The sequence below is a fragment of the Amycolatopsis sp. NPDC023774 genome, assembly GCF_040639695.1.
GTDB lineage: Bacteria > Actinomycetota > Actinomycetes > Mycobacteriales > Pseudonocardiaceae > Amycolatopsis.
Window position 1 is genome coordinate 99,688 of record NZ_JBFAAJ010000015.1, and the last position, 24,992, is coordinate 124,679.

General features: G+C 70.8%; 26 protein-coding genes and 1 pseudogene. 9 read left to right on the top strand and 18 right to left on the bottom strand.

Translation table 11 applies throughout. The features are described from left to right. The first annotated feature begins 104 nt into the window (after positions 1-104). Positions 105-566 (top strand): phage tail protein, encoded by a 462-nt coding sequence (locus AB0F91_RS27610; RefSeq protein ID WP_360601938.1) that lies wholly within the window; start codon positions 105-107, stop codon positions 564-566. Between the two features lie 316 nt (positions 567-882). On the opposite strand, the gene AB0F91_RS27615 is transcribed toward AB0F91_RS27610, so the two are convergent. Continuing rightward, positions 883-1,458 (bottom strand): ATP-binding protein, encoded by a 576-nt coding sequence (locus tag AB0F91_RS27615; protein ID WP_360601940.1) that lies wholly within the window; start codon positions 1,456-1,458, stop codon positions 883-885. 235 nt (positions 1,459-1,693) lie between these two features. Between AB0F91_RS27615 and AB0F91_RS27620 the strand changes: the two genes are divergently transcribed. Then, complete coding sequence (locus AB0F91_RS27620) at positions 1,694-2,314, top strand: glyoxalase (RefSeq protein ID WP_360601942.1); 621 nt, start codon at positions 1,694-1,696, stop codon at positions 2,312-2,314. 180 nt (positions 2,315-2,494) lie between these two features. Continuing rightward, positions 2,495-3,103: a hypothetical protein gene (locus AB0F91_RS27625; protein WP_360601944.1), complete on the top strand. Its 609-nt coding sequence runs from the start codon at positions 2,495-2,497 to the stop codon at positions 3,101-3,103. A 68-nt stretch (positions 3,104-3,171) separates the two neighbouring features. Here the strand turns inward: AB0F91_RS27625 and AB0F91_RS27630 are convergent, their stop codons facing one another. After that, the gene (locus AB0F91_RS27630; RefSeq protein ID WP_360602080.1) at positions 3,172-3,645 is read right to left on the bottom strand and encodes a carboxymuconolactone decarboxylase family protein; all 474 of its coding nucleotides are present in this window, start codon (positions 3,643-3,645) and stop codon (positions 3,172-3,174) included. A gap of 142 nt (positions 3,646-3,787) precedes the next feature. Between AB0F91_RS27630 and AB0F91_RS27635 the strand changes: the two genes are divergently transcribed. Next, positions 3,788-4,666, top strand: a complete 879-nt coding sequence (locus tag AB0F91_RS27635; protein ID WP_360601946.1) for an RNA polymerase sigma-70 factor — start codon at positions 3,788-3,790, stop codon at positions 4,664-4,666. A gap of 63 nt (positions 4,667-4,729) precedes the next feature. Continuing rightward, on the top strand, positions 4,730-5,524 hold the full coding sequence (locus AB0F91_RS27640; RefSeq protein ID WP_360601948.1) for a PIG-L family deacetylase: 795 nt from the start codon (positions 4,730-4,732) through the stop codon (positions 5,522-5,524). On the opposite strand, the gene AB0F91_RS27645 is transcribed toward AB0F91_RS27640, so the two are convergent. Continuing rightward, positions 5,519-5,917, bottom strand: a complete 399-nt coding sequence (locus AB0F91_RS27645) for a RidA family protein (protein ID WP_360601950.1) — start codon at positions 5,915-5,917, stop codon at positions 5,519-5,521. The two genes, AB0F91_RS27640 and AB0F91_RS27645, sit on opposite strands and share 6 nt — an antisense overlap. A 64-nt stretch (positions 5,918-5,981) precedes the next feature. Between AB0F91_RS27645 and mtnA the strand changes: the two genes are divergently transcribed. After that, complete coding sequence (mtnA, locus tag AB0F91_RS27650) at positions 5,982-6,968, top strand: S-methyl-5-thioribose-1-phosphate isomerase (RefSeq protein ID WP_360601952.1); 987 nt, start codon at positions 5,982-5,984, stop codon at positions 6,966-6,968. 46 nt (positions 6,969-7,014) lie between these two features. Here the strand turns inward: mtnA and AB0F91_RS27655 are convergent, their stop codons facing one another. The 8 genes from AB0F91_RS27655 to AB0F91_RS27690 are packed head-to-tail and all read right to left on the bottom strand — an operon-like array spanning position 7,015 to position 14,877. Further along, positions 7,015-8,070 carry an MSMEG_0565 family glycosyltransferase gene (locus tag AB0F91_RS27655; protein ID WP_360601954.1) on the bottom strand — a complete coding sequence of 352 codons (1,056 nt, stop codon included), beginning with the start codon at positions 8,068-8,070 and terminating at the stop codon, positions 7,015-7,017. 2 nt (positions 8,071-8,072) lie between these two features. Further along, a complete protein-coding gene (locus AB0F91_RS27660) occupies positions 8,073-8,903 on the bottom strand; it encodes a carbon-nitrogen hydrolase family protein (RefSeq protein WP_360601956.1) in 831 nt (276 codons plus the stop codon). Continuing rightward, complete coding sequence (locus tag AB0F91_RS27665; protein WP_360601958.1) at positions 8,904-9,731, bottom strand: carbon-nitrogen hydrolase family protein; 828 nt, start codon at positions 9,729-9,731, stop codon at positions 8,904-8,906. A gap of 13 nt (positions 9,732-9,744) precedes the next feature. Beyond that, entirely contained in the window at positions 9,745-11,118 is a 1,374-nt protein-coding gene (locus tag AB0F91_RS27670; protein WP_360601960.1) for an MSMEG_0567/sll0787 family protein, read from the bottom strand. A 1-nt stretch (position 11,119) separates the two neighbouring features. After that, positions 11,120-12,196: an MSMEG_0568 family radical SAM protein gene (locus tag AB0F91_RS27675; protein WP_360601962.1), complete on the bottom strand. Its 1,077-nt coding sequence runs from the start codon at positions 12,194-12,196 to the stop codon at positions 11,120-11,122. Between the two features lie 9 nt (positions 12,197-12,205). Then, positions 12,206-12,718 carry an MSMEG_0572/Sll0783 family nitrogen starvation response protein gene (locus tag AB0F91_RS27680; protein ID WP_220243137.1) on the bottom strand — a complete coding sequence of 171 codons (513 nt, stop codon included), beginning with the start codon at positions 12,716-12,718 and terminating at the stop codon, positions 12,206-12,208. A 3-nt stretch (positions 12,719-12,721) separates the two neighbouring features. Continuing rightward, positions 12,722-13,558, bottom strand: a complete 837-nt coding sequence (locus AB0F91_RS27685) for an amidohydrolase family protein (protein WP_360602082.1) — start codon at positions 13,556-13,558, stop codon at positions 12,722-12,724. Next, on the bottom strand, positions 13,558-14,877 hold the full coding sequence (locus AB0F91_RS27690; RefSeq protein ID WP_360601964.1) for an MSMEG_0569 family flavin-dependent oxidoreductase: 1,320 nt from the start codon (positions 14,875-14,877) through the stop codon (positions 13,558-13,560). The genes AB0F91_RS27685 and AB0F91_RS27690 overlap by 1 nt, the downstream gene beginning before the upstream one ends. Positions 14,878-15,467: 590 nt before the next feature. On the opposite strand from AB0F91_RS27690, the gene AB0F91_RS27695 reads away from it, so the two are divergent. Then, entirely contained in the window at positions 15,468-15,728 is a 261-nt protein-coding gene (locus AB0F91_RS27695) for a hypothetical protein (protein WP_360601966.1), read from the top strand. A gap of 47 nt (positions 15,729-15,775) precedes the next feature. Here the strand turns inward: AB0F91_RS27695 and AB0F91_RS27700 are convergent, their stop codons facing one another. The 5 genes and pseudogenes from AB0F91_RS27700 to AB0F91_RS27720 form a co-directional block, all read right to left on the bottom strand. Then, entirely contained in the window at positions 15,776-15,991 is a 216-nt protein-coding gene (locus AB0F91_RS27700; RefSeq protein ID WP_360601968.1) for a ferredoxin, read from the bottom strand. Between the two features lie 2 nt (positions 15,992-15,993). Further along, positions 15,994-17,184 carry a cytochrome P450 gene (locus AB0F91_RS27705; RefSeq protein ID WP_360601970.1) on the bottom strand — a complete coding sequence of 397 codons (1,191 nt, stop codon included), beginning with the start codon at positions 17,182-17,184 and terminating at the stop codon, positions 15,994-15,996. Positions 17,185-17,349: 165 nt separating this feature from the next. Beyond that, positions 17,350-17,784: a YrhB domain-containing protein gene (locus tag AB0F91_RS27710; protein ID WP_360601972.1), complete on the bottom strand. Its 435-nt coding sequence runs from the start codon at positions 17,782-17,784 to the stop codon at positions 17,350-17,352. 18 nt (positions 17,785-17,802) lie between these two features. Beyond that, complete coding sequence (locus AB0F91_RS27715; protein ID WP_360602084.1) at positions 17,803-18,531, bottom strand: toxin glutamine deamidase domain-containing protein; 729 nt, start codon at positions 18,529-18,531, stop codon at positions 17,803-17,805. 183 nt (positions 18,532-18,714) lie between these two features. Further along, positions 18,715-19,710: pseudogene (locus AB0F91_RS27720) on the bottom strand (hypothetical protein); the annotation flags it as partial. Between the two features lie 200 nt (positions 19,711-19,910). Here AB0F91_RS27720 and AB0F91_RS27725 point away from each other — a divergent pair. Then, positions 19,911-20,579 (top strand): TetR family transcriptional regulator, encoded by a 669-nt coding sequence (locus AB0F91_RS27725; protein ID WP_360601974.1) that lies wholly within the window; start codon positions 19,911-19,913, stop codon positions 20,577-20,579. Here AB0F91_RS27725 and AB0F91_RS27730 read toward each other — a convergent pair. Next, positions 20,494-23,289 (bottom strand): FAD-binding and (Fe-S)-binding domain-containing protein, encoded by a 2,796-nt coding sequence (locus AB0F91_RS27730; RefSeq protein WP_360601976.1) that lies wholly within the window; start codon positions 23,287-23,289, stop codon positions 20,494-20,496. The genes AB0F91_RS27725 and AB0F91_RS27730 overlap by 86 nt on opposite strands. A 164-nt stretch (positions 23,290-23,453) precedes the next feature. On the opposite strand from AB0F91_RS27730, the gene AB0F91_RS27735 reads away from it, so the two are divergent. Continuing rightward, positions 23,454-23,735 carry a hypothetical protein gene (locus AB0F91_RS27735; protein ID WP_360601978.1) on the top strand — a complete coding sequence of 94 codons (282 nt, stop codon included), beginning with the start codon at positions 23,454-23,456 and terminating at the stop codon, positions 23,733-23,735. Positions 23,736-23,796: 61 nt separating this feature from the next. Here the strand turns inward: AB0F91_RS27735 and AB0F91_RS27740 are convergent, their stop codons facing one another. Next, positions 23,797-24,423 (bottom strand): YigZ family protein, encoded by a 627-nt coding sequence (locus tag AB0F91_RS27740; RefSeq protein ID WP_360601980.1) that lies wholly within the window; start codon positions 24,421-24,423, stop codon positions 23,797-23,799. Positions 24,424-24,992 lie beyond the last annotated feature (569 nt).

Sequence of the window (24,992 nt, forward strand, 5' to 3'; positions counted from 1 at the left end):
CCCGCTCCGGGGCGGGCCGCGGCTGCGCCCCCGTGCGCCTACGCTGGCCCTCGGTGGACGACGCTCGACTCCGCCGATCGGACCGAGACGCGGAGGAACTCGCCATGACCCACACGGTGGACTTCAGCACTGTATCGACCGCCGGCCTGGAGTCGTCACCGGTCGCCGCCGCGCTCGCCGGCCTGCGCGCGAACGAGGCCCGGTACTTCAAGAACAAGTACGACCACGTCTTCACCGTCGAGGCCGCCCCCGACGCCGCGGAGACGATCGACTGGGTCCACCGGATCCTCTCGGAGGAACGCGGCATCGTCATCGCCTCGCGCCCGCTCGAGGCGACGGCGTTCCAGGTCGAGAACCTCCGCATGGCGTACGTCTTCTACGAGAACGGGCTGTCGATCAACGTCATGTACGCCCTCGACGAGTCCGGGAAACGGGCCGTCGGGTTCAAGCTGTCCGACGGGATGGAGGTCCCTGAGGAGCTCTCCTCGTTCAAGTTCGCCCGGCAGAAGTCGAAGCTGGCGGGAACCATCCGCGGTTCTTACTTCGTGATCAAGAACGAGTACTGAGCGCCGGAAACGACCGCGGACCCCAGCGGGTCACGTACACCTACCGACCACCATCCATGACGTGCCCGGAGTTCCCGGCGGTCAACCTGCTCCGTGGGCACCAACGGCCAATGTCCCCGCCGCGGGCGGGAGGGGGCACATTCTCGCCGCTGACCGCGCATCGCCCGGTCAGCGGCGTTACCCATCCTCCCGTACGAGTACTCCCCCCAACCCCGGCGGCTGGTTTCGCCGAACTTGTCGAGACCGAGCCGAGTGTGAAAGTGAGCGGTGGTTGTTGTCGAGGCCGCGGTGGCGCCTGAGTGCGCGTTTCGGCGCGTCAGCGGAGGACCACCGTCAAGTGCGATCCGAAGTCCAGCCCGCTGAAGTCCACCGGGCCGCGCAGTGTTGGTAGGAAGTGGACGGTGGTGCCCGTGGCGCCGTCATCGCAGATCGGGGTCAGGTCGGTCACGGGGATGCCGTGCTCGTAGCGCTGCCTCCACGATCCGTTCGCGCGGCGGTTGAGGTGCTCGAGCCATTCGCTCAGCGCTGCCACCACTGACATGCCCCGGCGCGGATGCCCGTCAGGCAGAGTGGCGGCCGCCGGGTGGTCAAAGAAGCGCAGGTCCTTGGTAGCCATGACCGGCTTCTTCACTGTGCGCCCGGCGCTGTCCACGCGGGTGTCGGTGCCGCGCCCATCGTCGGCTACAGAGATCGAACCATCCGCGTGCCGGGTGACCACGGCGGTACCGCCGCCCCGCGAGGCGGCCTCCTCTGCGGCGTAGGCCAAGACCTCGAGCACCAGATGCCGCACACCGCCCGGGGCGAACTTCGCCGGCGCGGAGCGGACGGCCATGAGATGTGCGGTGTCCACTGTGCTGGCCCAGTCGTGGGTGGTATTGCGCCAGTTGATCACAGCTCAAGCGTATGTCGTCAGTTCCGGTCAGGTGGGCGCATCGCCGTCGGATCCGACGGCGCGGAGACTCAGATCCGGGCGAAGTCGGCAGACTCCTGGATGTTGCCGGTTGATGGCGGCCAGCACCGAGGCTTCGGCGCTGAGCTGGACGACCGGCGCAGGAGGCCGCCATCCAGGAAATACCGAGCAGAAATGGAGAAGCACTGGTCACGGGTGCGCGCCTACCGTTCCAGCCATGACCTCAATCGACACCGTCACCCTCGAAGTGACCGATCCCACCGCCGCCGAACGCTTCTACGCAGACGCATTCGGGCTCGGCTCCCGTCTGCGGCTGCGGGCGTCGCAGGAACCGTCCGACGGCTTCCGCGGCTTCACGCTCTCGCTGACGGTTTCCCAGCCCGCCAACGTCAACGCCCTCGTCTCCTCGGCTCTCGTGGCCGGCGCCACGACGCTGAAGGCCCCCACGAAATCGATGTGGGGCTACGGCGGCGTCGTCCAGGCGCCCGACGGCACGATCTGGAAGGTCGCGACGTCCGCCAAGAAGGACACCGGCCCGGCCGCGCGGGAGTTCGACGCCATCGTCTTGCTGCTCGGCGTCGACGATGTGGCGGCGAGCAAGAAGTTCTACACCTCGCGCGGGTTGAACGTGGGGAAGAGCTTCGGGCGCATGTACGTGGAGTTCGAGACGGGTCCCGTCAAGCTGGCGCTGTACCGCCGCCGCGCACTGGCGAAGGACGCCGGCGTGGCCCCCGCCGGGACGGGCTCGCACCGGATCGCGGTGGCCGGCGGGAAGGAAGCTTTCACGGACCCGGACGGTTTCGCGTGGGAAACCACCGCGTCGGCCGAGGTGCGGTGATGTGCCGCTACCGGGTGTACGCGCCGGCACGGCCGGGGTCTGCGGAGGCGGAGGACCCTCGACGAGAGGGCGCCGACGAACGCCGCACGGCGCGCGAAACACCTGACGCCGAGACGCAGATCGTTGCCCTGACGGGGAAATCGATGGACGGTTCTCCCGCCCATTGACCACAATGGCCGGATGACGCCACTCGGAGTCGAGCTGCTTTCGCGCCAGGGCAACTACACAGTTCTCCGGTCACCCGGCCGGTCGTTCCCCGGGATCCACATCGCGGGCGACTCCTTCTCCATCCTCGTGGACGAACTCCGCGAGCTGGCCGCCGAAACGGTGGGGGCGCCCGAAGCGCACGAACACGCCCAAGAGCTGGCGGAGGACCTCGAAGGAATCCTGGGCGCCTACGAAACAGCGCTGGCCGAACACGGAATTCGCCCGGTGTACTTCCCCTCGCAACCCGCGCGGACCACGGTGGACCTCGCATCCGGCTGGCTCGCGCCGGGGCGTCTTCGATCGTTCCTCGAGCTGACCAGCGGCTACGTCGGCTACGAGTTCGACGACTCCGACTGGCTGGCGATCACCACCGCGCTCGACCAGGAGGGCACCGTGGACTACCCGCTGGTCGGCAAGACGCCCTTGACGGCGCGGCTCGAGATCGACGAAGCCGACCACATCATTGTCACCATCACCGGGCAACCCGAATTGGCGCTGCGAATCCGGCTGACCACGCTCTTCGACGCGCTCACCACCCGCGGCCCGGGGCAAGTGGCTGACGCAGCCGCGGCGAAGTGCTGAAGTCGTTGCCACGCCAGGACAACCACCCGCCCGGCCCGAGGCCGAAAGCCCCGAGCCGGGCATCCGGATCACTGCTCCACGAAATCCGCGAACATTCCCGCCTCGTACGAGCCGCCCGGCATCCCAACGATGACGTTCATGCGGTTGGCCGCGTTGATCAACCCGACGAGGCACACCAGCGCGGCGAGCTGCTCGTCGTCGAAGTGCTTGCGGGCGTGGGCCCACGTGTCGTCCGAGAGGCCGGTGGAGTCGGCGAGGCGGGTGGCCTCCTCGGTGAGCGCGAGGGCCGCGCGTTCGGCGTCGGTGTAGACCGTCGTTTCGCGCCAGGCCGCGACAAGGGCGAGGCGCACGGGGGTTTCGCCGGCCGCGACCGCGTCCTTCGTGTGCATGTCGAGGCAGAAGCCGCAGCCGTTGATCTGGCTGGCGCGAATCTTGACCAGCCCCTGGATCTCGCGGGGCAGCGGCGAGCGGTCGAGCAGTGTGCTGACACCGGCGAAGCGCTTGGCAAACTTGCCGCCGATCTCGGTATCCATCAGGTTCATGCGGGTCATGGAGATTTCCTCACTCGTGGTTTCGCGAACTGACGCCCACCAGATGCCGGCGACCCCGCCGCTGTGACATGTCACGAAACACAGCCGGGCGGCATCTGGTGGAGGACACTGGCGAAACCGAAGGGGGAAGCGCATGGCCGACCGCAGCACGGAACTGTTCCTCACGCACCGCAACCTGCTTTTCACCATCGCCTACGAGATGCTCGGCTCGGCCGCCGACGCGGAGGACGTGCTGCAGGAGACGTGGCTGCGCTGGGTGGACGTCGACCTCGACGAAGTGCACAACCACCGCGCGTACCTCGTGCGCATCACCACGCGCCAGGCCCTGGGCCGTTTGCGGACGCTCGGGCGCCGCAAGGAGTCCTACGTCGGGCCGTGGCTGCCGGAGCCGTTGCTGACCGCGCCGGACGTCGCCGAGGACGTGGAGCTCGCCGAAAGTGTGTCGATGGCCATGCTGCTCGTGCTGGAGACCCTCACCCCGACCGAACGCGCGGTGTTCGTGCTGCGCGAGGTGTTCGACCTGAGCTACGGCGAGATCGCCGACGCCGTGGGCAAGAGCGGCGCCGCCGTGCGGCAGATCGCCCACCGCGCGCGGGAGCACGTGGCCGCCCGCCGGCCGCGCGGGCCCGTCTCGCGCACCGCCACCCGCGACGCCCTCGCCGCCTTCCAGCACGCCATCGAAACCGGCGACCTGCAGCACCTGCTCGACATCCTCTCCCCTGACGTCGTTTTCCTCGGCGACGGCGGCGGAGTCAAGCAGGCTGTGCTCAAGCCCGTCGTCGGCGCAGAACGCGTCGCGCGCATCCTGGGCGCCGGCCTGGGCCGCCTCGCCACGTCCACCCGCCTGCCCGCGCAGGTCAACGGCTACCCCGCCCTCACCGTCCACTTCGACGGCGCCCTCGACACCGTTCTGGCCCTGCGCATCGACGACGGGCTCATCACAGGCATCTACGCGGTGCGGAACCCGGAGAAGCTGTCGCACATGGACAAGGAATGGAGCCTGCAGCGATGAGCGAGGCCGGAATGTTTGCCCGGCCACCGGCTTTTGCCGGCCCCTCCGGGTAAGTTCGATGACATGGCAACAATGGTGACGTTCCACGCCCACCCCGACGACGAGTGCATCGTAACCGGTGGCGTGATGCGCAAAGCCGCCGACGACGGGCACCGGGTGGTGCTGGTGGTCGCGACGCGGGGCGAGGTGGGCGAGGTGCCCGAAGGGTTCCTCGACGACGGCGAAGCGCTCTGGGAGCGCCGCGTACGCGAGACCCACGCGGCGGCCGAGGTGCTCGGCGTCAAGCGCGTGGAGTTCCTGGGCTACCGCGACTCCGGGATGATGGGCGAGCCGGCCAACGACGAGCCGGGCGCGTTCTGGCAGGCGTCGGTCGAGGAGGCGGCGCAGCGGCTCGCCGCGATCCTGCGCGAGGAGGACGCCGAGGTGCTCACGGTCTACGACGACTACGGCAACTACGGCCACCCCGACCACATCCAGGTCCACCGCGTCGGCATGCGGGCGGCGGAGCTGGCGGGCACGCCGCGCGTCTACCAGGCGACCTCGAACCGCGACCACATGCGCCGCGGGCTGGAGCTGGCCGTGGAAATGGGGGCGATGCCGCGGGAGGCGGTGCCGGACGTCGACGCGCAGGAGAAGCTCGGCAAGCCCGAGGCGGAGATCACGGCGGCGGTCGACGTCAAGCCGTTCCTCGCCGCGAAGCGCGCCGCGATGCGGGCGCACCCGAGCCAGATCAGCGAGGAGTCGTGGTTCCTCGCGATGCCCGACGAGGCGTTCGGCCACGCGTTCGGCATCGAGTGGTTCATCCGCGCCGGCCACGGTCCGGGGATCACGGAGACGGACCTGATGGCGGGCTTATGACACCGCGGCGGTGATGTCCAGCTCCACCAGCTGGCCCGAATATTCCAGGCACGTCACGCCCAGCAGCGTGCTCGCGGTGCTGAACGCCGGCCCGATCGCCGAGCCGGTGAACTGGTCCCAGACGGCGAAGAGCACGGCGCGGTCGGCCGTGGCGACGTAACTCACCGTGCGGAGCACGTCGTCGGCGGTGGCGCCGGCGGCCCTGAGGGCGGTGGCGGTGTCGGCGACGACCTGGTCCGCCTGCGCGAGCACGTCACCGGCGACAATGAGGCCGTCGAGCCCGAGCGGACACTGGCCGGCGAGGTGCACGGTCGTGCGACCGGAGACGGCGGTCACGTGGTGGTAGCCGGGCGTCGCGTGCGGGGCAGGCGGGTTCTGCCGTTGAATGGTCACGGAGCCGCATGGTGGCGCACCCGCCGCGCGGCCGGCCAGTGATTCTCGGGGCTCGGGAGGGCAGATGCGCAGGACCGTGAGCTGGGCCGACGGTGCCGTCGTGATCATCGACCAGGTCGCGCTGCCCGGCGCGGACCGCACGCTGGAGCTGCGGACGGTCGACGAACTCGTCGACGCGATCCAGCGGCTCGCCGTGCGGGGCGCCCCGGCCCTCGGTGCCGCGGGCGCGCTCGGTGTCGCACTGGCGGCGTTCGCGGGTGGCCCGGACGGCGCGGTGCACGCCGAAGCCGAACGCCTCGCCTCCGCCCGCCCGACGGCCGTCAACCTCCGCTGGGGCGTCAACCGCGCGCTCGGCAAGCTCGACGACGGCCCCGAAGCCGTGCTTGCCGAGGCCCTGGCCATGCTCGACGAGGACGAACACCTCAACCGCACCGCGTCGGGCCACGCGGTGGAAGTCGTGCTGCGCGAGACCACCCGCCGCCCGCTTCGGCTGCTCAGCCACTGCAACGCGGGCCACCTCGCCACCGTCGCGTGGGGCACCGCGCTCGGCGTCATCTGGCACCTGCACGAACGGGGCCTCGTCGAGTCCGTCCTGGTCGACGAGACCCGGCCTCTGCTGCAGGGCTCCCGCCTCACCGCGTGGGAGCTCGCCCAGGCCGGCGTCCCCTACCGCGTCCAGCCCGACGGCGCCGCCGCCCTCGCGATGTCTCGCGGCCTCGTCGACTGCGTCCTCGTGGGCGCCGACCGTATCGCCGCCAACGGCGACGTCGCCAACAAGATCGGCACCTACAGCCTCGCGATCGCCGCCGCCCACCACGGGGTGCCGTTCGTGGTCGTCGCCCCGGAGTCCACTGTGGACGCCTCGATCACCACGGGCGCGGACATCGAGATCGAAGAGCGGCGGGCTGCGGAGCTCACGGAGTTCGGCGGCGTCCGCATCGCTCCGGACGGCGCCGCGGTCTTCAACCCGGCCTTCGACGTGACGCCGGCTGCACTCATCACGGCGGTGGTGACGGAAAACGGCGTCCGGCTCCCTCAGCCGACGTCGTAGACCCTGCCGTCGCGAACCGCCGCTCGGCGAGGCGGGCGATTCCGGCCTACTCCACGAGCGACCGGTACCACTCCAGATGCGCCTGCCCGGCAGCAGCCCAGGTGTGGTGCTCAGCCAGAGCCACCCCCGCCGCGCGGTCTTCCGGTCCGGAATCCAACGCGGCTTCGATCGCGGCCGCGAAGCCGCGCGGCGTCGTGGCGAACCGAGCCACCCCGCCGAAAACCTCGCGCAGCACGGGGAGATCCCGCGCCACCAGCGGCACCCCGGCGGCCAGGGCTTCCATCGCCGCCAGGCCGAAGCCCTCCTTCGTCGAAGGGAAGGCGAAAACAGCAGCCGAACGCACCAAAGACGGCAGCGAGTCGTGGGCAACCGGCCCCAGCACTACGGGATCCACGCCCAGCACGGCCGCCCGCTTGTCCCAGCGTTCGCGGTAGTCGCGGTAGTCGAAGAGCGTCTCGCCGCCCGCGATCACCAGGCGCACCGCGGGGTCGAGCAACGCGACGGCCTCCAGCAGATCCAAAGAGCCCTTGCGCGGCTCGATCCCGCCGACCGCGAGCACATACCGGCCGAACCGCGCCCGCCAATCCCCGTAGGGCGCCGAAGAAAACCGCGCAGCATCAACGCCGTTGGGGATCACCGTGGCCTCGATCCCCCAGCCCGCGCGCACCTCCTCGGCCACCGACGCGGACACGCACACATGGGCGAACGGTCGCGTGATCGCCCGCTCGTGACACGCGGCCAGCTCCGGCGTGGTGAACGTGTCGAGGTGGTGCACCGTCCGCACGCACCGGTCCACGGCGTTGGCCGAAATGCAGTCCTGCGCGTGCACGATGTCGTACTCACCGGCGGGAAAAGCCGCTCCCAGAACCGCGATCGAGCGCACGATCCGCGAACCCACCGACTCACCCGGCACGTCGGGAAACGGCACCACCACCGTCGTCACCCGCGGATCCACCGGCCGGAAGAAGCCGCTGTCACCGCCACGACCGAGCGTCCACACGGTCACGTCCGCACCGAGCGCGGCCAGGGCCTCAGCCAGCGACAGCGTGTGCACCACACCGCCGCGGGGTTTCGTCGAATAGCTCAGCAACGCGATGCGCAACGTCAGCCCTCCCGGTACGCGAAAGGTTTGCGTTCCCCCAGGTGGTGCAGCACGCGGCGGGCGTTCGCGACTTCCCCCGCCACGTCGACCTCGGCCACCGCGAGGCCCGCCTTCGACCACGTGCGCGCGAGGATCTCGCCGCCGGGTCCGACGACCTTGGCCTGGCCGAGGAACCGCATCCCACCCATCGCGCCGGTCTGGTTGGACGACACCAGCACGACCTGGTTCTCGGCGGCGCGCGCCTGGTCGTACAGGTCGAACAGCCGCGACTGGCGGTCCTGCGCCATCCGCGGCGCCCGGTCGGTGATGCTCGTCGGCCACGCCGAGAGGCACGCGACGATCTCCGCGCCGTCCACCGCGAGCGAGCGCGCCGACTCCGGGAACGTCTTGTCGTAGTCGATCAGCATCCCGACGCGCCCGACCGGGGTGTCGAACGCGGTGAAGGAATCCCCGGAGTCGTACGCCACACTCTCCCCCGGCGGCTGGTGCACCTTCCGGTGGTGGCCGAGCACGCCGTCGCCCGTCACGCACACGGCCGCGTTGTAGCGGCGCGCGCCGTCGGCCTCGCAGTAGCCCACGCACACGGTCATCTCGGCGGCCAGCGCCTGCACCGTTTTCAGCTCGGGGCAACCGGGTTCGAGCGCCGGGGGCAACGCGTCCGGGTCGGGGTGGCGCAGGTCGGCGAGGTAGCCGCCGAGCGCCGCGTCGGGCAGCACCAGCAGATCGGCGCCGCTTTGGCGCGCGTGGTCGATCAACGTGGCGATGCGCCGCAGGTCGAATTCGAGGTCACGCCCGAAGTGCGCGGCCACCGCGGCGATCCGGAGCCGGCCCATTCACCCGCCCACGGCATACGCGGCGGGCCGGCGGTCGGCCAGGTGCGCCATCGCCCGACGCGCGCCCGCCAGAGCCTGCGCGACATCCAGTTCGGCGATCGCCAGGCCTTCGCCCACGCCCGTGTCGGCCAGCACCTCACCACCGGGGTCGACGATCTTCGCGCTCGCCACGAACCGCAGGTCGCCGAACGTCCCCGACTGGTTGGCCGAGACCCACACGATCTGGTTCTCCAGCGCGCGGGCCCGGTCGAACAGGTCGAACCGGCACTTCCACCGGTCCTCCGCGAGGTCCGCGCTCGGGTTGGTCCGGCTGCCCGGCCACGCCGACATGCACACCACCACCTGTGCGCCGTCCAGAGCCAGCGCCCGCGCCGATTCCGGAAACGCCTTGTCGTAACAGATCATCATGCCCAGCCGGCCCACCGGTGTGTCGAACGCGGCGAACCCGCCGCCCGCGCCGTAGCTGGCGTCCTCCGACAACGGCTGGTGCACCTTCCGGTGGTGTCCCAGCACGCCGTCGCCGGTCACGCACACGGCCGAGTTGTAGCGCCGGTCGCCGTCGCGCTCGCAGTACCCGGCCGTGACCACGAGGTCGCCCGCCAGCTCGGCCAGGCGGCGGATCTCCGGGCCCGCCGGGTCGAGCGCGGGCGGGCCCTCCGCGTCACCGTCGAGGTTCGCGAGGTACCCGCCGAGCGCCGCCTCGGGCAGCGCGAGCAGCCCGACACCCTCGGCCCTGGCCTGGCCGATCAGCTTCTCGATCCGTGCGAAGTCGCCCTCGACGTCGCGGTCGAAGGGCGCCGCCACCGCGGCCATCCGCATCGTGCTCATGTTCTCTCCTCGATCATGCTGCCTCCCCCAACCCCGTAACCCCGCCGGCCACGACGGTGGTCACCTCGCCGTCCGGCCATCGCAGCCGCACGCCGGATCCCGCCACGAGCTCGCCACATCCGGCGGTCACGGCGGCGCGCGCCGGAGCGGGCGCCCCGGCCGTGAGCATCGCGAAGCCGGGGAAGCAGGTGAACCAGTCGCCCACCGTCGCCCCGGCCGGGCGCGGCACCTTGGCGACGTCCAGCACCGCACCGCAGCCCGACGCCTCGGCGAGCATCCCGAGCGTGCCGGCGAGACCAGCCATCGACACGTCCTTCGCCGCCGCAGGCTGCGCCCGGGCGACGGCGCCGAGCAGGTCACGCAGCTCGGGCGTGCGCCGTGAGCTGGTCGAATCCCATTGCCGCCCGGTGTATCCGGGCCGCCAGCGGCCGTCGAGGTCGGCGGTCAGGTACACCGCCTGGCCGGGTCTCCCACCTCCGCCCGGCACTGGCTGGGCAGCGCGGCCCAACGCGGTGACGGCCAGCGACGCCGGGACGCCGAACTGCGTGTGCCCGCCCAGCACCGGCACGCCGTAGGCCGCGCTCGCCTTCCGGAGCCCCGACAGGACTCTCGCGGCGAACGACGCGTCGCGCGCACCCAGCGCGTCCAGCAGCGCAACGGGTTCCGCACCCATCGCCGCCAGGTCGTTCACGTTCACCAGCACCGAGCACCAGCCGGCCCACTCCGGGTCGCGCTCCACCATCGACGGCACGATCGCGTCGCACGCCGCCACGAGGTCGCTGCCCGGGATCGGAACGCCGTCGTCGCCGAAGAAGCCCGGGCTGCCGGTGAGCCCGGGCAGCAGTGTCCCCAGTGGACGTTTGGTGGCTTGCGCCAGCGCGGCCACACGGCCGATGGGCCACCGCATCAGGACGTGCTCGACGCCCGCCACCGTGACCGGCCGGACGTGCTGCCAGCCCAGGCGCGTGAACATGCGCTCGTTCTGCACCTGCACGGTCGCCTCGAACCGCAACGCGCCTTCGGTTTCGGCCCGGGCGCACGCGGCCCGCACCAGAGCGCGCCCGACACCGTGCGGGCTGCCCGGAGCGACGACGAGCCGCCCACCGGTCCACCAGCCGAAGTCCGGGCCGTCGTGCGCCGGGCCGAGCCGGACGCCGCCGAGCACGGTGCCGGCGGCGTCGCGCGCCACGAGCACCAGCGTCCGCGGGTCGGTGTCGCGGTCGTCGACGTCGTGGCGCGCGAACAGGCCCTGGCGCTCCACGAACGTCTCGTGCCGCAGCGCCCGATATGCCGTCAGTCCACTGTGGTCGGCCGGTTCGATCCGGAACTCGGGTGGGGCGCCGGCGCTGCGGGGATCGCCGAGCAACGCCAGGATGTCGTGGTCCACGTCAGCCTCCCGCCGCGCTGAGCACACTGCACGCTCCGCAAGCCGCGCAACCCGCTCCCTGGTCGGTCCCGGTCATCCCCGCGGCCCGCAACAGCTCGGCCACCCGCCGCGTCACGTCACGCACCAGCGCGGGCGAAGGGGCCACCGCACCGTCGCGCCGGGCAAGCGTGCCGAGCATTGGGCGCATCGGCACCACGAACGGGTACACGCCCCGGTCGATCAGCCGACCGGCGCCCGCGACGAGCTCATCCGGATCCTCGCCGAGGCCGATCAGCAGGTACGTCGACACTCGGTTGGCGCCGAACACGCGCACGGCCTCGTCCCAGGCTGCCTCGTACTCCGCCATCGGCACGCTCGACTTGCCGGGCATCCACCGGCGGCGCACGTCCTCGTCGAGCGACTCCACGTGGATGCCGATCGACGTCGCGCCGGCTTCGTGCAGCTCGGTCAGCACGGCGAGGTCGCCGGGCGGCTCGATCTGCACCTGGATCGGCAGGCCGGGCACAGCTTCGAGCACCGCGCGGACGCAGCGCACGAGGTGCCGCGCTCCGCGGTCCGGCCCGGCCGTGGTGCCGGTGGTCAGCACCATCTGCTTGACCCCGTCGAGCCGCACGGCCGCTTCCGCGACCTCGGCGAGCTGCGCCGGGGTCTTGGCCGCGACGGTCGAATCGGCGCGCAGCGACTCCTCGATCGTGCAGAACCGGCAGCGCTGGTCTTCGACGTAGCGGATGCAAGTCTGCACGACCGTGCTCGCGAGCACGTCCTTCCCGTGCAGCAACGCGATCTTGCGATACGACACACCGTCCGCCGTGGACAGGTCGTAGAACTTCGGCCGGGCCACCGGTTCGACCGAGAGGCCGAGGTCCAGCGAGCCCCGGAAGACCCGGCCTTCCCTGACCTGGTACGGGCTTTCGTCGTTCAGCGGCAGCGTGGCGTTGGCACCGTCGAGGACCAGGTGCCCGTCGTCACTCGGCCCGGCGCCTTTGCAGCGCTGCACGGGTGCGTCCATCCGCACCCCGCGGACGGCCATGTCGGCGCGGGTGTCCAGAATATCTTCGGTAGTGGTGCCAACGCGCACGCCCGCCTCCTAGAACATGTACGTGGAGTTGATGATCGCGCCCTTGCGCGCGTAGTGGATCAACGCATCCTGCACGTCGAGCGGGTGCGCCGGGATCACGCCCTCGATGAGGTCTTCCTCGCGAGCGCCGTGCAGCGAGAGCCCGAAGCGGCAGCAGTAGACCTTGCCGCCCTCGGCGATGAACGTCTTGAGCTGGTCGTTGATGTTCAGCTCACCGGGGAACGCCGCGTTGCCGGTGGTGGGGAACCCGCGGGTGGCCAGGCAGTTGAGCGAGCCCGGGCCGTAGAAGTAGATCGCGGTCTCGAAACCCTTGCGCAGCGCGCGGGTCGCCTGCAGGATCGCGACGAAGCTCACCGACGACTCGTGCGCGATGCCGTGCACGAGGGTGAAGTACGTCTCCCCGTTCTCCGCCTGGTAGTCGGGGAAGATCTTGGTGGCGCCGTAGAGGTTCGAACCCTGCGGCAGAGACGGGTGCGGAATCTCGTCGAGGCTGGTCTTCTCGAGGTCGGTCAGCTCGGCCATCGGTCATTTCCCTTTCTTCGGTCCGTACAGCACCTCGAACGTGCTCCGGAAAACGTGGTCGGCCAGCTCGCCGTCGCCGACCACCGCGGTCAGCTTCGCGAGCTCGCCTTCGTGGTCGCCCCACGGCTGGTCGGAGGCGAAGAGCACGCGGTCGTGCCCGATGCCCCGCCGGGAGATCTCTTCGGCGAGCCAGCGCGGGGTGAAGCCGATCGCCCAGGACAGGTCGGTGTAAACCTGCTTGCCGGCGGCGATCCAGTCGAAGAAGCGCCCGCCGGCGAGCTTGATGTGCCCGCTCATCCCGCCGCCGAAGTGCACGAGGTGCAGCTTCGCGTGGTCGGCGTACTCGTCGACGAGCTTGCCCACTTCGTCCACATCGGACGCGGCACCGGGCGAAGTGTGCACGTGGACGACGAGGTCGTGCTCGCGGGCGGTGGCGAAGATCTTGTCGAGCTGCGGCTTGCAGGCCGGGTCGCTCGCGCGGCCGCCGAGGAGAAAGCTGAGCTTCAGCGCGCGGACGCCGGGTTCGCCGGCCAGCGTGAGTGCCTGGTCGGTGCTCGCGGCGTCTGCCGGCCTCGGCGACACCCAGAGGGCCGCACTGATGCGATCGTCCTTTTCGGCTGCTTCGACGCAGAGCTCGTTGAAGGAGAAGGCGATTTCCGGATCGGGCACGCCGTAGTTGGGGATCACGAGGGCGCGTTCGGTGCCTTCACGGTCCAAATCGGACAGCAGCTCGTCGATCGTCGCCCGCGAACCGATGGCCGGGGCGACCGGCGGGCCGCCGTAGAAGGGGTACGCGGGCAGCACGCCGAGGTGGCGGTGGGCGTCGGCGATCCAGCGCATCACGCCACAGTCCTCGGGGCGACCCAGTCGTCGACCGGGGCGGTGTTGCGGGGCGTGCCGGAGATCCAGCGGACGTCGGCCGCGCGCTCGCCCGCGACGATGCGCCGTGCCAGGTACTCGGCGTCGGCGCCGACGCCGCAGAAGCGGCCGGAGCCCCAGGTGTGCTGCCACGGCAAGCCGAGGAAGAACAGTCCCGGGCAGCTCGTGACGCCGCGGCGGTGCGTCGGGTAGCCCTTGCCGTCGAACACCGGGACGTCGATCCAGCGGTGGTCCCGGCCGAAGCCGGTGCTCCAGACGACGGCGGAGATCCCGGTGACGTCCAGGGCTCGCGGCTCGTCGTCGGGCTGCCAGACGGGGGTGTAGCGGGGTTCGGCTGGTGCTTCGATGTTCGCCCGGGTGAGGTAGGCGTCGATCGAGTCCTTGATTCCTTCGGACACGGCGTCGGCCGCGTCGAGGTTGCGACGGAGATCGGGGGCGAAGGTCAGCGTGTGATCGCGGATGTCGGTAAGGCGCCCGTAGAGCTGCATTCCCTCCAGGGCGAAGGCGCGCAGGTCGATGTCGTGGCCGCCGTCGCGCCCGGTGACGTAGTGGTTGGCGCGGAACCGGACGGCGTCGGCGTCGGCGAACTCGTCGATTCCCCTGGCGTAGTAACCCATGTCGTCGAGCCAGGCCACCACGTCGCGGCCCCGGTAGCGCCGCGCCACCCGCGGAGCCGACCCGACGGCGAGGTGCACGCGGCGGCCGGCGAGGTGCAGGTCCTCGGCGATCTGGCAACCGGACTGGCCGGTACCCACCACGAGCACCTCGCCCTCGGGCACCTGCTCCGGGTTGCGGTACTCGGAACTGTGCAGCTGCGTTGTGGCAGCCGGCAGCCGCTCGGCCAGCCGCGGCTTGAGCGGCACCTGGTACGGGCCGGTCGCCACCACGACGTGGTCGGCCGTCAGCTCGCCCTGCGTGGTGGCCACGCGGAACCCGCCACCGGGCACCTTCGTCAGGCGCGTGGCCTCGACCCCCTCGACGATCGGCACGTCGAAGGATTTCTTGTAGTCTTCGAGGTAGGCGACGATGTCGTCGCGCACCATGAACCCGTCCGAATCGTCGCCCGGGTAGGGGAAACCGGGAAGCCGGCACTGCCAGTTGGGCGTCACCAGGCAGAAGCTGTCCCAGCGGCGTGAGCGCCACTCGTGCCCGGCGCTCTCGCGTTCGAGCACCACGTGCCCGACCCCGGCGGTCGTCAGGCAGTGGGACATCGAGAGTCCCGCCTGTCCGCCGCCGACCACGATCACCGGCCGGTGCAGGCCGTCGAGCTGGAAGTTCATGCCGCACAGTGCACCGCCGGGCGGAGTCCGAACCGTTTCATCCGGAACACCGCCGTGTTACGTGCCCCGCGCAGCGTTACGGTTCGCACGGCTGCGCGTTAACACGATTTCGGTTGGGCGTAACGAAATCGCAGGGCACTGGATCACCAAGAACGGTCAGCACACATCTACCGCAAGGGCAGCGCCAACGGTGTTGCCGTCGCAGTCGCCGGCCTGATGTTGTTCGGTGGCGCCGCGGGCGCCGGAGCGCTCGCAGGTGCGGCGGGCGGAGCCGCCGCGGACGCAGCCGCTGAGTTGCCGGCCGGGAACGCTGCCGCGACGTCGTGGACTCGCTGCCGGGACGCTCGCTGAAGGCCCGAACCAAGTCCGGGCAGGAAAGTGCGCGCACGGGTGATGCCAAGAACGCGTGGAGCCGGCTGAAGTTCAAGGCGCAAGCGCAAGGTCGAACGCAAGCTCGAAGGGGAGGCCGACTGCTTGGTCGCCGCGTCGGGCCGGGTGCGAGAGTTCCTGGCCAAGACCCCGTGCACATCGCTGGACCGGATGCTCTTGGCCTCGGAGACGGCCATGGCAACGCGGCTGTCGTCTCGGTGGTGCGTGTCGGGTTCGACACCAAGACTCAGGCAGGCGAGTTCCGCCAGGTCGAGACCGTGCAGGGCAGCGGGGACGTCCGCCCGTTGGCGGGCGCCGTGACACTCGGACTGGCCGGTGTCCACCTGAGCGGCCTCAACTACTCCGACCGTCCCGAGGGCACCGGCCTGGTCGTCGCCGAAGCCGATCAAGGCACTGGGCACGTGCCGCGTGAAACCTTGAAGGCGCTCGCTGACGTCGCCGCGTACCTGCCGGTGAAGTAAGAAACAGGGCCCCTCAGCTGCCGGCGGAAGGGCCCCGGTTCACCACCTCAAGGCCGCGGCCCCACGACCTCCGCGCCATCCGTGATCGTGATGGCCATCGCCGGGCAGGAGTCGGCGGCGTCGAGGGCCGTTTCGTCCGGGGCGACGGTGTCGGACAGCGGGTGGGCGACCGGGCCGTCCAGGGCGAAGAGCTCGGGCATGAGCGAGGCGCACATGCCCGAGCCGATGCACGTGTGTTCGTCGACTTCCACTTTCCAGGTCATCGTCACCACCCGATCGGCATGGAGCGTGGTCCGCGGACCAGCATCTGGGTCTTCCACACGATATCGCCGGCGAGGTGGAGATCCGGCATTTCGCGCGTGAGAGCCTTCAGCGCCTCCTGCAGCTCCAGGCGGGCGAGCGGCGCGCCGAGGCAGTGGTGCACGCCGTGGCCGAAGCCGAGGTGGTGGGTGTCCTCGCGGTCGAACACGAGGGTGTCCGCGTCGCTGAACTGGAGGCGGTCGCGGTTGGCCGCGCCGATCGCGACGAGCACCGGTTCGCCCTCGCGGACGAGCACGTCGCCGACCTGCACGTCTTCGGTGGCGTAGCGCGCGAAGCCGGCGCCGGCGCCCAGGGGGACGAAGCGCAGCAGCTCCTCGACGGCGGCGTTGATCAGCGACGGGTCCTCGACGAGCTTCTTCCACTGCCCCGGCTGGTCGAGCAGCGCGTAGACGAAGTTGGGGATCTGGCTCGCCGTGGTCTCGTGGCCGGCGATCAGGATCCCGACGCACAGGTCGACGAGCTCCAGCTCCGTGAGCCGGTCGCGCACGTCGCGCGCCCCGATCAGCGCCGTCATCAGGTCGTCCTGCGGCTGTTCGCGGTGCTGCGCGATCAGGCCCGACATGTATGCGCGCAGCTCTTCGCGGTTGCGCTCGAACTCCTCGGCGGTCAGGCCGCTCGAGGTCAGCGCGGCGTCGCTCCACACGCGGAACTTCGGGCGGTCCTCGGTCGGCACGCCGAGCAGCTCGCAGATCACCGCGACGGGGATCGGCAGCGCGTACGCGTCGACCAGGTCGGCGGGCTGCCCGGCCGCCTTCATGTCCTCGATCAGCCCGGTCGCCAGCTCCTCGACGCGCGGCCGCAGCAGCTCCACGCGCCGGACGGTGAACGCCTTGGCGACGAGGGTCCGCAGCCGCGTGTGGTCCGGCGGGTCCATGGTGAGGATGCCGCCCGAACGCCGGTGCGCGGCCATCCGCGGCTCGTCCTTCTGCTCCGACATCGCGCGCGAGAACCGGCGGTCGCCCAGTACGAGCCGGGCGTCGGCGAACCGCGTCGCGAGCCAGGCCGGCTCACCGTGCGGCATCTGCACGCGGATCATGCCCTCGGCGTCGCGGGCGGCGGCGTACGCCGCGTTGAGCGCGAGCCCCGCCTCTTCGTTGAACGGGTACGCAAGCGGCTCCGACTGCGTGGTGGTCATGCGGGGAACTCCCAATCTCACGGAAAGTCCGGTTTGTAAGCAGCTGCTTACAACAACGGTACCGAGCCGGCCCCCGGCTTGTCAGCCGCTGCGCAGCGGGAGATCGACATTACTTTCCGTGACCGCCGATGGGCGCGCTCGAACCCGGGCCAGGTGTGTGCCGAGTTACCGCGGGCCGTCCCCGCGGGTGTGGCCGCCGGTGAAGTTCCCCGTCTCGGGGTCGAGGTGCCCGTGCAGCACCTGCTCGTGCACGCCCGGCGGGATGGCCGGCGGCTCGGGTGCGGTCCCGGTCCACTCCCCCAGGTCGCCTCCGCCGGCGACGACCTCGTCCAGGAACTCCTGCACGGGCAGCGAAGACGGCGGGAGGAACGCCGGCAACCCGTTGCGCGGCACGGCGATGACACTCGGGATGCACGCCTTGTCGAAGTCCCCGTCCTCGAGGAAAGCGACGCTGTTGAACGGCACGATCCACGCCAGCTCGTGCTCCGACACGAACTCCTCTTCCACGACGAGCCGCCCGACCACGGGGTGGATCAGCTCCGGGCCGACCTGGTCGGCGATGAACCGCGTCGCGATCGCCACGGCGTCTTGTTTCTCCATGTGCTCCGCCTGTCCGAATCAGCCGTTGAAGTGCTGGTCTGCCCGGAGCCAGTCCTGGTAGACGTCGTCGATCTTGTTGCCCGCGGCCGGGGGCACCGGGTTCGGCGCGGGCGGCGTCGCCGCGGCCGGCGGGGGCGTCCACCCGGGCGGCGGGCCCTGCGCGCCGTGCACCGGCGGGTCGTAGCGGAAGTACTGCAGGTTGCGCGGGTCGGTGTCCAGCTTGCCGAGCTTGCCCGACTGCCCGTCGAGGAAAACGACGCCCTTGTCCGTGTTGATCACGTTCATCACGTGGGAGCTGCGGTCGTCGCGGTGGACGATGACGTAGCCCTTGCTGCCGGGGTGCTCACTCGCCTTGTCGATGACCTGGTCCCAGCTGTCCAGGTCCTCCGGGCGCCCGGCGTTCGGGTTCTTCTGCCGCAACGGGTGGTTCGGCCCGACCGCCGTGCCGATCTGCTGGTCTTCGGGCAGCTTCGGCGCGGGTTTGACCTTGCCGCCGAGCATCTCGTCGACGGACGTGATGGCCAGCGTGCAGTTCTTCCCGTCTTTGGTCGGGTTCAGCTTGTTGAGGTTCGGGTAGTACTTGCTCGCGAAGTTGCCCGCTCCCAGGGTGTCGGCGTTGATCGACGGTTTCGTCGTGCCACCCGGGCCCGCCGCGGCCTTGACCTTGTTGCCGGGGACGAAGACGCCGCCGACCTTGGTGAAAAACGAGCTGGTCGTGTCGCCGAGGCCGTGCACCGGGGAGTCCACCGGGTCGGGGCTGCGGGGTGGCGGGGATTTCGGGGTGCCGCCGCCGGTGCCGGAGGTGTGGGTGGTGTCGCTCGACTTCGGGGTGCCGCCCCCTGCGCTCGACTTGGATGTGCCGCCGCCTCCGCCCGACTTCGCGGGCGGGGGTGTGAAGTCGGATCCCGAGCCCGTGTAGCCCGAGCTATTGGGCGCGTCGTCGGCCGACTTCGCGGCGGGCGGCGGGGTGTAGTCCTTCGGCGAGCCTTCGTAGCCGGACGCCTTCGTCGAGTCGTCCGCCCCCGATTTGCCCGGTGGTGGGGTGTAGTCCTTCGGCGTGCCCTCGTAGCCGCCGCCCTGGGGCGCCCCGCCGCCGTCACCGGCGGTTTTCACCGGCGGGGCCGTCGGGGTGCTGCTGAGGTCCTTGGTCTTCGGCGGCGGGGCGACCTTGCCGCCCTTGAGGCCCTTCAGCGCCTTGCCCGCGTCTTCGAACAGCGTCCCGGCCTTCTTCAGCAGCGGGACCAGGGCCTTGAGCGCTTTGACCAGCTTCGTGACGAGGCCCGTGATCTGCGACGCCGTCTTCGCGACGGCGCTCGCGACCTGCGGGACCACCCAGGCGAGGCCGATGCCGAGCGTGAACACCACCTGCAACGCCCAGCTGATCAGGTGCCCGATGAGCTCGGAGATGATGTCGCGCACGAGCGTCCGGACGGCAGCGACCACTTCACCCGCGGTCTTGACCCCGGACGACGCGCCCTCGGTGCCCTTCTGCGCGGACTGCAGCAGCGTGCTGATGTCCTGCGCGCGCTGCCGGTACGCGTCCGACGCGGTGCCCGACCACGACTGCAGGTCGGCGTTCACGGCGTCGGTCAGGTCCGAGGCGACGCTGCCGAGCTCTTGGGCGACATTAGCCCAGGTCTCGGACTGCGCCTTGATCTGGTCGGCGTTGCCGGTGAGGCCGTTGAGCGCGTCCTTGAGCGGGCCGACGTGCTCCATGAGCCACGACACACCCGCGGCCAGGATGGCGCCGAACGGGTCCATCGCCACGGACAGCGCGTCGAGCGCGGTTCCCACCGCCCCCATCGCGACCGACGCCCAGTCGCCCGACTCGATGGCTGTCGAGAGGTCGTTCGCGGTCTCCAGCAGGGAAATCCCCGAATACGCCTTGGTCGAATCCACAGTCGGCGCGATCAGCGGATTGCTCATGCGGTGTCTCCTCGGGCCCTGAACTCGATCACATCCCATCACGGCCGCGTGGGCGCGGCGGTTCACCTGCCCTGATGTGTCACTGCGCACAAACCCACCCGAACGAGTGCACGATTGACCCGGCCGGCCCGTGTGACGCTGCGCCACTGCGCCCGCACCGCGCGCACTGCGGTTAACCTCGGGCGCGAACGGGAGGCGCCATGACCGCAGAATCGCACGCCCGGAAACGGGACGCCGCGGCGACGAAAGCGGCGCTGCTCGACGCCGCCGAGCAACTCTTCGCCGAGCGCGGCTTCGACCGCACCACCGTGCGCGACATCGCGAGCCGCGCGGGCGCGAACCAGGCGCTGCTGTTCCGCTACTTCGGCAGCAAAGAAGCCCTGTTCGAGGCCGTCATGACCCGAGGCGGCTTCGCCCAGCTGGAGGCGACCCCGCCCGAGCACCTGTTCGCCGAAGCCCTCCGCAGCCTCCTCCTGGACGACTCCGAACGCCGCGACCGCTCCTTGGAGACCTACCTGCGCTCCACCGGCACCGACGGCGCCGGCGCTGCCCTGCGCGACCAGCTCGGCGAGGAGTACGCCCGCGCGCTCGCCTCCCTCACCGACGAGCCGGACGCCGCCCTCCGCGCCGACCTCGCGCTGGCCTGGCTGCTCGGCATCGGTCTCGTCCGCGCGGTCACCCGCAAGGACCCCCTGGCCAGCGCCTCGCCGGAAGACGTGGCCCGGTTGACGGGGCCGGCGGTGCGGACGTTGCTGGAGCGGAGCGAACAAGCCGAGCCCGGCGTCAGGAACGCAACGCCCGCCGCAGCAGCTCCGCCAGGTGCACCGCCTGCCGGCCCGACTCCTGCGCGATCTGCGTCCGGCAGCTGAACCCGTCGGACAAGACCACGGTGGACTCCGCGGCCTGCCGCACCGCCGGCAGCAAGCGGTCCTCCGCCACCGCCTTCGACACCGCGTAGTGCCCCTTCTCGAACCCGAAGTTGCCGGCGAGCCCGCAACACCCGGAGTCCAGCGTCGTGTTGCGCACGCCCGCCGCCGCCATGGCCGCTTCGTCGGCGGCGAAGCCGAGCACGGCGTGCTGGTGGCAGTGGACCTGCGTGATCGTCTCGACGTCGAGCGACACCTCCAGCGGCTTCGGCGCGTTGGCCAGCAGCTCGGCGAACGTCCGCGTCCGCGAGGAGAGCAGCTCGCCGACGGGATCGCCGGGCAGCAACGCCGCCAGGTCACCCCGGAACAGCGCGGTGCAGCTCGGCTCCAGGCCCGCCACCTCGTACCCGGCTTCGAGATACGGCCGCAGCACCGTCAACGTCCGCTGCAGCACCCGTTTCGCGACGTCCAGCTGGCCCGTCGACACCCACGTCAGTCCACAGCAGACACCGCGGTCGGGCAGGACCACGTCGTACCCGGCCGCGGTGAGCACCTCGGTCGCGGCTTCGAGCACGTCCGGCGTGAGGTAGTTGTTGAACGAGTCCGGCCACAGCACCACCCGCCGCTCGCCCGTCGCCCAGCGGCGCAAGTCACGACGGGCCCGGGTGAACGGCACAGTGGCGAACGAGGGCAGATCGCGTTCCGGGGCGATACCGCCGAGCTTCTTCAACGGCATCGCGGCCCAGCGGCGGCGGGAGAAGAAGTTGGCCACGCGCGGCGCGAGCGACACCGCGCGCAGCCACACCGGCAGCCAGCCCATCGAATAGTGCGACGCCGGGCGTCGCCGCCCGCGGTAGTGCTGGTGCAGGAACTCGGCCTTGTAGGTGGCCATGTCGACGTCCACCGGGCAGTCGGACAGGCAGCCCTTGCACGACAGGCACAGGTCGAGCGCCTCCGCGACCTCCTCGGACGCCCAGCCGTCCTTGATCACCTCGCCGTTCACCATCTCGGCCAGCAGGTGTGCGCGTCCGCGCGTGGAATGTCGTTCTTCGCGCGTCGCGCGATAACTCGGGCACATCACGCCGCCACCGCTGGTGTTGCGGCACTTCCCGACGCCGACGCACCGCCGCATCGCCTGGCCGAAGCTGCCGCGGTCCTCGGGGTAACCGAGCACTGTCACGTCCTCGAGCGCGAGCGGCGCGCGGCGCACGCGCAGGTCGGCGTCCACCGGCCGCGGGTCGACGATGATGCCGGGGTTCATCCGGCCGTCCGGGTCGAAGATCCCCTTGAACCGGGCGAACAACGCCATCATCTCGGGGCTGTACATGCGGCCCAGCAGCTCGGACCGCGCCTGCCCGTCGCCGTGCTCCCCCGACAGCGATCCGCCGTGCGCGGCGACGAGATCCGCGGCCTGTTCCAGGAACTTCCGGAACTGCGCCTTCCCCGGCGTCGACAGCAGGTCGAAGTCGAGCCGCAGGTGCAGACAGCCCTCGCCGTAGTGGCCGTAGACCACACTGCGGCGGCCGTGCTCGCGCATCAGCTCCTTGAACCCCCGCAAGTACGAGCCGAGCTGCTCGGGCGGCACCGCGGCGTCCTCCCAGCCGGGCCAGGCTTCGGCGCCGTCGGCCAGCCGCGTGGCCAGGCCCGCGCCCTCCTCGCGGATCCGCCACAACCGGCGCTGCGCCGCGGGATCGTCGAGCACCACCGAACCTGTGAGCGTGCCACCCAGCGAAACCGCCAGCTCCCGCGCCCGCGAAGCGGCTTCGGCCGGCGAAGAACCCGCCAGTTCCACGAACAACCACGCCCCACCCGGCGGAAGTCCTTGCGCGCGCCCGGGTTCCAGCATCGCGACGAGCTCCGCGTCGACGCCCTCGACGGTCAGCGGCGACCACGGCAGGATCCCCGGCACGGCGTCGGCCGCGTCGATGTCGGACGGAAAACCGAGCACGGCCAGCACGCGGTGCTCCGGCAGCTCGGCGAGCGCGACGGTCGCCCCCAGCACCGTCACACACGTGCCCTCGCTGCCGACCAGCGCCTTGGCGACGTCGAACCCGTTCTCCGGCAACAGGTGCTCCAGCCCGTAGCCGGAGACGCGCCGGGAGAATCCGGACAGTTCCGTGCGGAGCAGAGCGAGGTTGTCCCGCACCAGCGAACGCAGCTCGGTGAACACCCGCCCCTCGGTGCCCGGGCGCGCCGCCCGTGCGTCCACTTCGGACGGTGACGTCGGCCCGACCGTGAGGCGGGTGCCGTCGTAGAGGAGCACGTCGAGCTCCCGCACGACGTCGACGGTCCGCCCCCACGCCACGGAGTGCGAACCGCAGGCGTTGTTGCCGATCATGCCGCCGATCGTGCAGCGGCTGTGCGTGGACGGGTCCGGCCCGAACCGCAGCCCGTGCGGCGCGGCGACCGCCTGCAGGTCGTCGAGCACCGTGCCGGGCGCCACGCGCGCGAGCCGCGTTTCGGGATCGATCCACTCGATCCCGCGCACGTGCCGTGACGTGTCGACCACGATCCCCGGCCCGCATGAGTTCCCCGCCACGCTCGTGCCCCCGCCGCGCGGCACCAGCGGCACCCCGCGCCCGCGCGCCGCCGCGACGGCGGCGACCACGTCGTCCACCGTCTCCGGCAGTACCACGCCGAGCGGCACATGGCGGTAGTTCGACGCGTCGGTGGTGTACAGCGCCAGCGTGGCGGTGTCGCTGAGGATTCGCACGCCCTCCATTCAAGACACGCCGTCCTCAGGGCGGCACACGGGGACCCCGGAAAATCTCGACACCACCCCAGAGAACACGTGAAATGCACGACATCGGGCTCGTCGGGACGGAAACTGTCGGTGGTCCGGGTTCTACTGGAGCAGCGAAGGAAGGAGGCACCGCGATGTCGGATGAACAGTCGAGTGAGCTGAACCACCGCGAGCGGGCCACCCTGAGAGCCGTCGCGTCGGGGCGGGCCGAGATCAGCTGCAGCTGCGAGCCTGACCTGTTCGTCGACGGGTTGAGCTGCTGCGACCAGGCCACCACCCGCCGGCTCGTGCGGCGCGGGTTCATCGAGGCCGCGGCCGTAGGGCCGTGCGGCGAGCTGGTGCTGGCCGTGCTGACCGCGGCCGGGATGGTGGCGCTGAACGAAGCCACTTCGTCCGGGGCGGTCACCGCCGCTTGACCCGGTCGCGCACCGAGCGCGATTCCTGGCACCCCACGGCGGTTCCGCGCGGGGGCGCCCGTCAGGAACGCACCCATTCTTCCCCGAGTTCGACAGCCTCCGCCGTCCCGCCGGTCAGATCGGCGAGCCAGGCGGCGAACGCGGCTTCCTGACCGGGCGCCAGGCCGACCTCGAAGTGGGCCGACGCCTCGAACCGCGTGTCGTGCAGCACATACGTCGAAGCACGCAAGTCGTTCTCCAGCCGGCCCGAGCGGGTGTAGTCCACTTCGACTTCGAACAGCCGCAGCCGCCGGTACTCGACCACGGAAGCGGCGTCCAGCGCGTCGGACACCGCCTGCCCGTACGCGCGGATCAGACCTCCCGCGCCGAGCAGCACCCCGCCGAAGTGCCGCGACACCACGGCGACCGTGTCCGTCACCTCGCGGCGGCGCAGCACCTCCAGCATGGGGACTCCCGCGGTGCCGGCCGGTTCGCCGTCGTCACTGGAGCGCTGGGTACGGCCGTCGGCGCCGAGCACGAAGGCGTGGCAGTGGTGGCCCGCCGCCGGTTCGGCCTTGCGCCGGGCCGCGATCACGGCCCGCGCGGCGGCCTCGTCGGCCACCGGAGCCAGCGCGCAGACGAACCGGGAGCGCTTGATCTCGATCTCGTGCAGTACCGGGCTCGCCACGGAGAGATAACGATCAGCCATCGACGGTTCGCCTCATTCGTCCAGTCAACCAGCTCCGCCCGTGGCACAAACCGCGACCCGTGCAGGCGTTTGCGCAGGTCAGCGAGGCTACTGACCAGTGCTCGGGAGACGTGGCCCGACATATGGTCATACCCCGGAGGCCGTCAACGTAAGCGTGGCATTTCCCACCCGCGCGCAACGACATATGTCGAACACAGCGAATTCACACTATCGTCATAAGACCCGGCGAACCCGGGAGTAACACCACGCGCCCGGCCGGCCCCCCACCACACAGGCTGACCGAACCGCGCGTGCGCAGCCGCAGCGAACCGCTGCACCACCGAAAAACTGCTGCACCGACGAGGACAACAGCGCTGATCGTCAGAGATCACACTGGCGGAAAACGCAGCGCTGACGTAACTTGTGGCCGCCCAGTGCCGTGCGGCTGTACACCCGGAACCGCCCCTGCCGTAGCCCGGTCGACGTCGACCGAGCCGGCTTCTAGGGCGGTTCCCCCCTTCTCGACTGACCATCGCGGTTCCGGACCACTTCGTTAACCGGTTCAGTGTCGAACCACCCGATGGAGTGAG